Genomic DNA, 8,296 nt, shown 5'->3' with positions numbered 1-8,296 from the left:
TCTCCCTGGGGTTGGTCGCCAAAATTAGCGTGATAAATTGCCTGAGCATCTTTATCTATATCACAGGAAAAGACACAATCAGATGCTAAGTTTTTTTGGCGACAAACTTGTGCAATGGCGACTCGAAATCCTCCCAAACCACAAAAGAGGTCAACAAAACGAATTTTTTTACTATCTTTCAGGAGATTCATTGATAGTTGAGATTGTAGCGATAGGGATATTCTCTTTGATTTTAACTTATTATACTTTCACCAAAGAGCGGACGGTAAATATTTCATTGGCGCTTGAGAGTAACAAACTGAAAACAGTCGTCATCCCTGGGGACATACATAAAAAAAGAATAACAGAATTATATAATTTGAAATTCATCCTGTTTAAGATTTTGAATTGATTCAATCTTGGAAACTTCTACAGCGATAACTGTATAGGCCTTTCCCTGATTATTTAACACTTCTAAAACATAGCCATCCTCGTGGCCTTCGGGTCTAGGACAATAATCCACGATAATCGCGTGAGTACCACGCGACAAATTAGATTCTGGCAAATCTTCGGTTAATTGAACTTCGGAAAACATATCAAATTTCATAGTCTAACTCTTTTAATCTGGTAATAAAGTCACAAATCTTGTTTCTTTCGTAAGTGAGTCGATAATCCAATAGGTAGAGACTCGTAATTTTATCCCGTTCACCCCTTGTAAAAGTCCTTTAATTTCATAAATATCACCGAACTTTGTTTGTTTGTTTATTTAAGGTGGCCTCGTTGAGAAGAATACGTCTTAAATCTTGTTCCAATACCTGCCAGTTGTCTAAATTATATCCTGCTTGTGCCAGAAAGCCTGATTTATCATCTTTGGGTTGTAAAACTAGCAAATACCGGGTTAATTTAGCTGGTGGGATTGTCGCATTGGGATTTAAATAAGGCATTTATATTGTAATTTAGCCAATTTCTTTATAGACTTCTATAAAATAGATTTTACAGTATATGCGGGCAGTATTGCCAGGCTTTTTCTTTGTCTAGGATTTGATCATTTTCAACTTCTTCGATGAGTTTTCCCAGTCCGTAATCCTCTAGGATTTCTTCGATTTTTTCAAATTCAGCAATGGGAATCTGAACAGCAATCGGCTTTTGATCTTTGTCTAATACATAGCTTTTGTTAATTTCTAGCATTTGGTTTTCCCTCCGATACAATTCTTAAAAATTGGCTGTTACCTTTATATGTTACATTCTACAAGTCTCGACGCGAGAGACCTATAAAACAACGCCCACAAATGTCCCCTCCTTAGCGTCCCGGTCTCGTCAATATAACGCACAAATGTCCTTGCTGTCCCGGTCCTCGTCAATAAAAACGGGAGGTGTCCTAGGGGTGCTTTTAGGTCAAAAGTACAATTCCAGTAGCTGTATATCCAATTATTCACTCGCCAGCCTACCCTATCTCCGAAAGCGTTCCAAACTCTTTCATTATCCTGCACGGAAAAACCAAAGCGACCGCCACTATATTTAACCCATAATTGGTCAATGGTTCGCAAATCCTCGCAGGGAAAATTATCGATATCCTCTACCCTCAGCCATCCGTCTTTTGTGCGGTTGGCAGCCTGTAGCATCACGTTGGCGGTTTCCTCGTCCGCTTGCTTCCATTGCTGTTGTTTTAATAAATCTTCTAAGTTTCGATAATCGATTCCTTTGGCACTTTTAAGCTGAATAGATGGGGGAGTTTGGGGAACGGAAATAACGGGATTAACAGGCTTTTGAATAGTTGTCTGGGGGATAAATACTGATGTTTTTATCTGCAAAGCTGACAACACTTCCGAGGCAGATTGATAGCGTTTTTTCGTGCCAAATTCAATTAATTTATCGAGAATATTCCCTAACTCATTACTAACAGGATTATCCACTAACCACTGTCGCCATACCCATTGGTGTTCTCCCACGTCGAATAAATCAAAGGGAGATATTCCTGTTAATAAATAAATGCCAGTTACACCCAAACTATACAAATCACTGGCGTTAACTGCTTTCCCGTTCCCCTGTTCTGGTGCGACGTATTCCGCAGAACCGATAATTGTTCCTGTCATGGAACGATTTAAAGGACTGACAAATTTTGCCGCCCCAAAGTCAACTAAAATCAATTTATTATCGCTTTTTCTGCGGATAATATTTTCGGGTTTAATGTCGCGATGTATTACTTGTTTACTATGAATAAATTCTAGAATCGGTAAAATCTCTGACAAAAGATGTTTAATTTTGGCTTCGTTAAATACTCCTTCCTGTTTTAATTCTTGTTCGAGATTTTGTCCTTCGATATATTCCTGTACGAGATATTGTCGCCCGTCATTAGCGGTAAAATAGGCGTAAAGTTCGGGGATTTGTGGGTATCTTCCCAAACTATCTAAACGAATCGCTTCTTCTTTAAATAATTCTGCTGCTTTTTGTAAAGTTCCTGTTCCCTGCGCGGATGGGAAAAACTGTTTAATGACACAATAGGGTTTTGAGGGTTTATCCTCATCTATCGCTTGAAATGTCTTACCAAAACCCCCTTGACCGATTAATTTTAGCGCTCGATAACGTTCTCTGAGCAGTAATTGAGAACCGCACTTATGACAGAATTTATCCGTGGGGGTGTTTTTATGCGAACAATCGGGATTGAGACAGAGACTCATAGCCGTTTGACAAGTATGGGAAGATAAGCCCTATTATACAAAAAGAAAGCAAGCTAGGGCGACTCTAGTGGGCAAATTTTCTCTGATAATTGCTTGAAAATATCGATAAAAATAGGTGAGTTAGCAAAGCGTAACCCACCCGATATCTATTTTGGGTTTTAAACCGTTTCTACCAAGGGACGGGTTAATTTATCCAACTGTTGGGTTAACAGACTCAGGAATAAACCCACATCGGTGACAATACCGACGGATTCTACCGAACCTCGATCGCTTAATTTTGTCACCACGGCCGGGTTAATATCGACACAGACCATTTTTACCCCTGCCGGTGTCATATTGCCCACACCGATGGAATGGAGCATACTAGACAGCATGAGAATCATGTCTGCACCTTGAATTAAGCGGGAATATTCTTCCTGTGCTTTAATTAAATCCATCTCCGTATCTGGAAGCGGACCATCATCGCGAATTGAACCAGCTAGACTGAAGGGGACATTATTCTTGACGCATTCATACATTACGCCTTTTGTCAATACCCCGGCCGATACAGCTTTGGCGATGTTGCCGTGGCGACGGATGAGGTTGATAATCTTCAGGTGGTGACGATGGCCACCGCGTACGGGGATACCTTTCTGCATATCTACCCCTAAAGAAGTACCCATGATCGCCTGTTCCATGTCGTGAACTGCGATCGCATTTCCCCCCAGTAAAGCGTGAACGTAACCATCGCGGATTAAACGGGAGAGATGTTGCGCTCCTCCGGTGTGAATGACCACTGGACCTGCCGTTACCACCACTTTACCGCCTTGGTCGCGAATTTTACGCATTTCCCAGGCAATCTGCTCCACGGTTAACTCGACTCGGCGCTCGCTGGAAACCCCCGCACCCATAAAGGTAAATTCCTGGGTGCTGTTGCGTTGTTCCCGGGATTCCGCCTGTCGGATAGTACGGATGCCCTCAACTCCCACCATAACGCGATCGCCAGCTTTTAAATCCCGCAGGAGAGTACATTTCGCCGTTTTGCCTTCCGGACCTTCAGCGACGACGATGGCTGCATCCATGCGTTGATTTTCCACCCGCACCCATTCACAATTCACCCGCACTTCCGTGGGATAGATGGTGCTGACATAAAAATCATCGGGAGCGACCCCATCTTGTGTCACCACTGCGGTATTGACATCACAGATTTCTTGGGGACGAGCGGCCGCACCGAGGTCGATCAATTGTACCATGATCTCCTCCATTACCTCGTGGGAGGGTGCAGAAACGCGCACTTCTGCTGAGGAGGTACTTTGGCGCTCAATCCCTAAAGTGAAGTTTAAAACCTTGAAACTGCCGCCATTTCCTACCACAACATCGAGAGCTTTATTCATAATTCCCGCGTCGAGGAGATGACCTTCTAACTGGAGAATGCGACTTTCAATGGTGACATTAGCGCGATGGTCTGGAATTAAGGGTTCCGTGGTACGCAGGGTTAAACATTTAGCGGCTCCTCCTGCTTTTAAGAACTCCGTCAGGGGAGTTTGTACCACTTCAAAGCCTTTTGCTGCTAACTTATATTGTAAATCGTCACTAATTTTATTCATGACGATTACTTGACCGATATTCACGGCATTACAAGCAAAGTTAACCGCATCGGCTTCTTCAACGATAATGCGTTTTTCTTCGGGAATTTTTAACTCAATTAACCGATTTGAATAGGCATCAAAAGCATCGGGATAGTAGAGAAGATAGCCACCACTAAGGGGACAAAAACAGGTATCAAGGTGATAGAAACGTTCATCGATTAAACGTAGGGATAAAACCTCGATATCGAGCCATTTAGCGATTAAAGGGTGGGAATCTAACTCGGTTCTGAAGCCATATCCTGCCCATAACCAACGTCCTTCCCGATCTAATAATGCGTCTCCTGCACCTTCAAAGGGTAAATCTTTTGGCAGTTCATGAACCGTAAAACCGTTATCTTCAAACCACTGTTTAAAATAGGGTTCTTCTCCCTGTCTTTCTTTGTGCAAAAAGCGACTTAAAACGACAGTTTTTTCCAGAACTAAACCTGCATTAGCGGTAAAAACCATGTCAGGCCAGCCTTTTTCTGGTGTGACTAAATCCACGAGCGCCCGATCTTTGAGAATATGATAAAGCTGCTGCCATTGTTGCCTAGCTTTTTCCTGGGAAGATTTGTGAATGTTGCCCTCCATCCAAGGATTAATCACATAATCCACATCGTAATGATCGGGAGAACACATCAAAAAGCGAATAGTTTCAGTCATATTTTTTGACAATGAATATTCAGTATAAGTAGTCTGGAGATAAGTTTAGACCAATCTTCTATTATACTCTACTTTGCGTCGAAACATCACAGACTTAAGATTAGGACAATTCCTCTGCCACAAGCTAAAAACAGCCCTGTTTTAGCCGATAACTGACGGCTACAAGCTTAAATTATTGTAAATCCTGATGTTTAAATAACCCCATAAATTTCGATTTGCGTCCGTGTTCCTTAATTAAACTTTCCCGATAAGTTTGCCATTCTACCCGTCTTCCCGACATATAAAAGGCATTACGAGCTTTTTTCAGCCATTTAATCGCTTCTTCGTAGCGATCAGCCTTTTTTTCGTCGAGTATCTTTTCCGCAGGAGGACGCGCATGATCGATTACCCAGTTAGGATCGACGCTAGCAGCCGCATCCATTATCCGCCAAATTAGGTGAGACTGCACATAGGAATTACCAGAAACCACTTCAATTGCATCTCTAACTAAATTTTCGTGGAGAAATATATCGATTTTAGCCTCTGTGGAACGTCCACCGCTAAACTCGCGCAAGTAATCTAACAAGTCTAATTTTAAATCGGGCCAATCTTCCCCAGCTAAAGACTCAATTTTTTGGTAATGGGAAAAGGAAGGTTGGTCTTGAAATGCCTTAATTCTAGCAGCCAAGGCTATATCTATATCCCCTAAAGATTGCGCTAGTTCACTTGTCCAGAGAGCTAATTGATAATAATAATTTCCTGGCAAATTTAGACCAATCTGGGCAATTATTAGAGCGGATTCTGGAGCGGATTCATCCCGTAAAGCTTTGGCAAAAAAGAAAGCTTCATCGTTCTTGGTTATCATGTTTTTTGCGGCTGCCATCCCTTCATCAATGCGATCGAGATAGACTAACTTAGTTAGGTATTCTATCACTTGTCCTGAAGCTAAAGCTAGATTCAAATACTCCTGATCTTTTTCCTGTTTCTCGAAAATTTCTAAGCGAATAGAAGTTAATGTTTGGGCATAATCGGGGATATTCTCTGACCACATTTCTGAAAAATTAGCCGATTCTCCTCGTAAAATATTCTCTAAAACTGGATCGTCCCATCCCTGTTGTAAGGCTGCTAAACTCATCTCAAAATCGGCACTCCATTCATGCTGCCATTGCTCGATCTTTTCCCTTAAATCTTGCTTTTCTTGGGGATTAAATTCTTTACTTAAAATTGCTGCAGTTAAAACTCGATCGATTCTGGCACTTAAATCATCATTAACAGCACCGTAATCTTCTAAATCATCCCATTCCTCGATACAGGCACTAATAATTGCTTCTAAAATAGCGATCGCATTATCCGGTTCTCCCTTTTGATAATAATCTTTGGCCTCATCCACTAGGGCATAAATTTCATCAGAAATTGGATCTTCTTCGTAGTAATCTTCTTCGATCGCTCGCAGGGATTGCCGCAGTTCATTACGGACAGTATTACGATAAGCTTTGACATTAATAGTTATCTTCCCTCCCGCTTTATTAACTGGGGTAGCTGGAAATAAAAATTTATCAATTATCTCGATAATTTCTGGGTGTTTAGCCACTAAATGATTAAGCAATTTTCTTAATTTACTTTCATCGATCGGTGTCACTAACTCCTCTAGAGAAGCTTTTTCGATAATTAATTCTGGTTGACGAGAACAGGTTAATAAAACCGCCACAATATGCTTACACCAACCTTCGTAATCGTAGGGACAGGAACAGGAGACATTCTCAAGGTTTTCTTGGTTAAAATCTATGGCAACTCGATAGGGTTTAACCTCACTACCACTCACTAAAGCTTGTAGATTTTGCCCCCGTTGCCAAAGAGAAATAACTGCACCGTTATCGTAATAATATTGACCGCGCTGATAGGAAGCATTGGTGCTATTTTGCCGGATAATTTTTTCATTGATAGGAGGAATAGTCATAGTCAGAAAAGGAGAGGATTGGGTGATAGAATCTTGTCTGTGGCCAGAAAACTGCCAGCACCGAGGCGGACCAGTGCATCAGCAACCGAGTCAACTTATCTTCAGTTTAGCCTAAATGTGCTATAGTGAAGACACTATGGAAATTAAAAACATTCCTCTGTCCCAAATTCGTCGTCCTTTACCGCGACAAACCGATCCCGAAAAAGTTAATCAGTTGATGCAATCGATCGCTGAGGAGGGATTAAGAGAACCGATCGATGTTTTAGAAGTGGATGGTAACTACTACGGTTTTTCCGGTTGCCATCGCTTTGCAGCTCATCAGCGTCTTGGTAAAGAAACAATTCTCTGTCTAGTTCGTCGCGCTCCTAAATCCGTTTTAGCTAAACACATCGCTTAAGCTGAGAAGTCCCATGAATGAGTCCTTATATAAATATCATCGGCAAAAATTAGAGCAGTTAATGGCAGAAATTGGCTGTAAAAATCTGGAAGAATTGAGTCGGTTATCGGGTCTATCTTCTTGGCAATTGCAGAGAGTTCGCCATGGTTTAATCGCCAAATTATCCTCTGAATCTTTGGTGAAATTAGCTAATGCGCTGCAGCTGCCAGTTAGCGATCTCCTCGCTCATTTTCAAATCCCGACGATGGGGACAGAGTATCGTTCAGGGGAATCAAAAATTATCGAACAAGAGTATCAAAATTTACAGCAAAAATTAGACCAGCAAAAAGAAGAATTAGCCGCAGAATTTCAACGTCAAAGCATCGAAGCGATCGAATCTTGGTTAGTTCAATGGCCCACGGCCGAGGCCGTTGCCCGCAAAAATCCCAACCTAGCAGCCGTCAAAATCCTCTCCCTAGTTAAACCGATTATGCAGTTACTGGAGCGCTGGGGAGTGCAACCAATTGACAGTGTCGGTGATCATGTCGGTTACGATCCGCAAATCCATCAATTGATCGATGGTCAAGCAGCAATTGGTACACCCGTTATAGTTCGTTATCGGGGCTATCGTCATGGGGAAAAACTACTTTATCGTGCTAGAGTGAGTTTAATTAAAGTAGAAATGCCGGAAATTCAACCAGCAGAAACAGAAAATGTCACCGCTTAAAGTGATGATTCTTGCAGAGCTTTAGTGCCGCGAAAACGTCTTCGGAGAAGTTCTCTGAAAACGTTATCGATAATCGATCGCAAAAGCAAAGAAAATTTTTCCAGCATCTTGACAAATTTGCTTATATGTGCTGGGAAAAATTCCCTTGTGGTCTGCTTTTATCTCATCGGTAAAGATTGCAATCCAAAACAGAGACCTTGACACACTCGTGCTAGGAAATTTAAGTAGCCGTAGTGGACTGTTTCAGCTAAAATAGGGCAATAGATTTCGGCTTAAAGTCTTAGATTATAGAATTTATAGCATATTTCTAATACACCAAATTAGCTGAAA

8 protein-coding genes and 1 pseudogene are annotated in these 8,296 nt (G+C 41.6%); 2 read left to right on the top strand and 7 right to left on the bottom strand.

Annotation, left to right across the window (positions count from 1 at the left end; genetic code table 11):
- The 7 genes and pseudogenes from BGL89_RS14455 to BGL89_RS14425 all read right to left on the bottom strand — a co-directional run.
- A partial coding sequence (locus BGL89_RS14455) for a DNA cytosine methyltransferase (protein ID WP_286826289.1) occupies nt 1-191 on the bottom strand: 191 nt, incomplete at its 3' end.
- A gap of 158 nt (nt 192-349) precedes the next feature.
- Entirely contained in the window at nt 350-586 is a 237-nt protein-coding gene (locus BGL89_RS14450; protein ID WP_159297828.1) for a DUF4926 domain-containing protein, read from the bottom strand.
- A 12-nt stretch (nt 587-598) separates the two neighbouring features.
- Nucleotides 599-923 (bottom strand): annotated as a pseudogene (locus BGL89_RS21290) (DUF6883 domain-containing protein).
- Between the two features lie 49 nt (nt 924-972).
- On the bottom strand, nt 973-1,167 hold the full coding sequence (locus BGL89_RS14440; protein ID WP_079205868.1) for a RelB antitoxin-like protein: 195 nt from the start codon (nt 1,165-1,167) through the stop codon (nt 973-975).
- Nucleotides 1,168-1,211: 44 nt separating this feature from the next.
- Nucleotides 1,212-2,657 carry a protein kinase domain-containing protein gene (locus tag BGL89_RS14435; RefSeq protein WP_286826287.1) on the bottom strand — a complete coding sequence of 482 codons (1,446 nt, stop codon included), beginning with the start codon at nt 2,655-2,657 and terminating at the stop codon, nt 1,212-1,214.
- A 158-nt stretch (nt 2,658-2,815) separates the two neighbouring features.
- On the bottom strand, nt 2,816-4,927 hold the full coding sequence (gene argZ / locus BGL89_RS14430) for a bifunctional arginine dihydrolase/ornithine cyclodeaminase (RefSeq protein ID WP_286826286.1): 2,112 nt from the start codon (nt 4,925-4,927) through the stop codon (nt 2,816-2,818).
- Nucleotides 4,928-5,099: 172 nt separating this feature from the next.
- Complete coding sequence (locus BGL89_RS14425; protein ID WP_286826285.1) at nt 5,100-6,863, bottom strand: SWIM zinc finger family protein; 1,764 nt, start codon at nt 6,861-6,863, stop codon at nt 5,100-5,102.
- A gap of 115 nt (nt 6,864-6,978) precedes the next feature.
- Here BGL89_RS14425 and BGL89_RS14420 point away from each other — a divergent pair, with 115 nt between their 5' ends.
- Both BGL89_RS14420 and BGL89_RS14415 read left to right on the top strand, forming a co-directional pair.
- Nucleotides 6,979-7,260, top strand: a complete 282-nt coding sequence (locus BGL89_RS14420; protein WP_286826284.1) for a ParB N-terminal domain-containing protein — start codon at nt 6,979-6,981, stop codon at nt 7,258-7,260.
- Nucleotides 7,261-7,273: 13 nt separating this feature from the next.
- Nucleotides 7,274-7,966, top strand: coding sequence for a helix-turn-helix domain-containing protein (locus BGL89_RS14415; RefSeq protein ID WP_286826283.1), 693 nt, complete (start codon nt 7,274-7,276; stop codon nt 7,964-7,966).
- Nucleotides 7,967-8,296 lie beyond the last annotated feature (330 nt).

The sequence above is a fragment of the Microcystis sp. LSC13-02 genome (assembly GCA_002282935.1).
In the GTDB taxonomy this organism is placed as follows: domain Bacteria; phylum Cyanobacteriota; class Cyanobacteriia; order Cyanobacteriales; family Microcystaceae; genus Microcystis.
The sequence above is the reverse complement of the archived record's forward strand: the minus strand, read 5'-3'. Positions and strand labels throughout refer to the sequence as shown.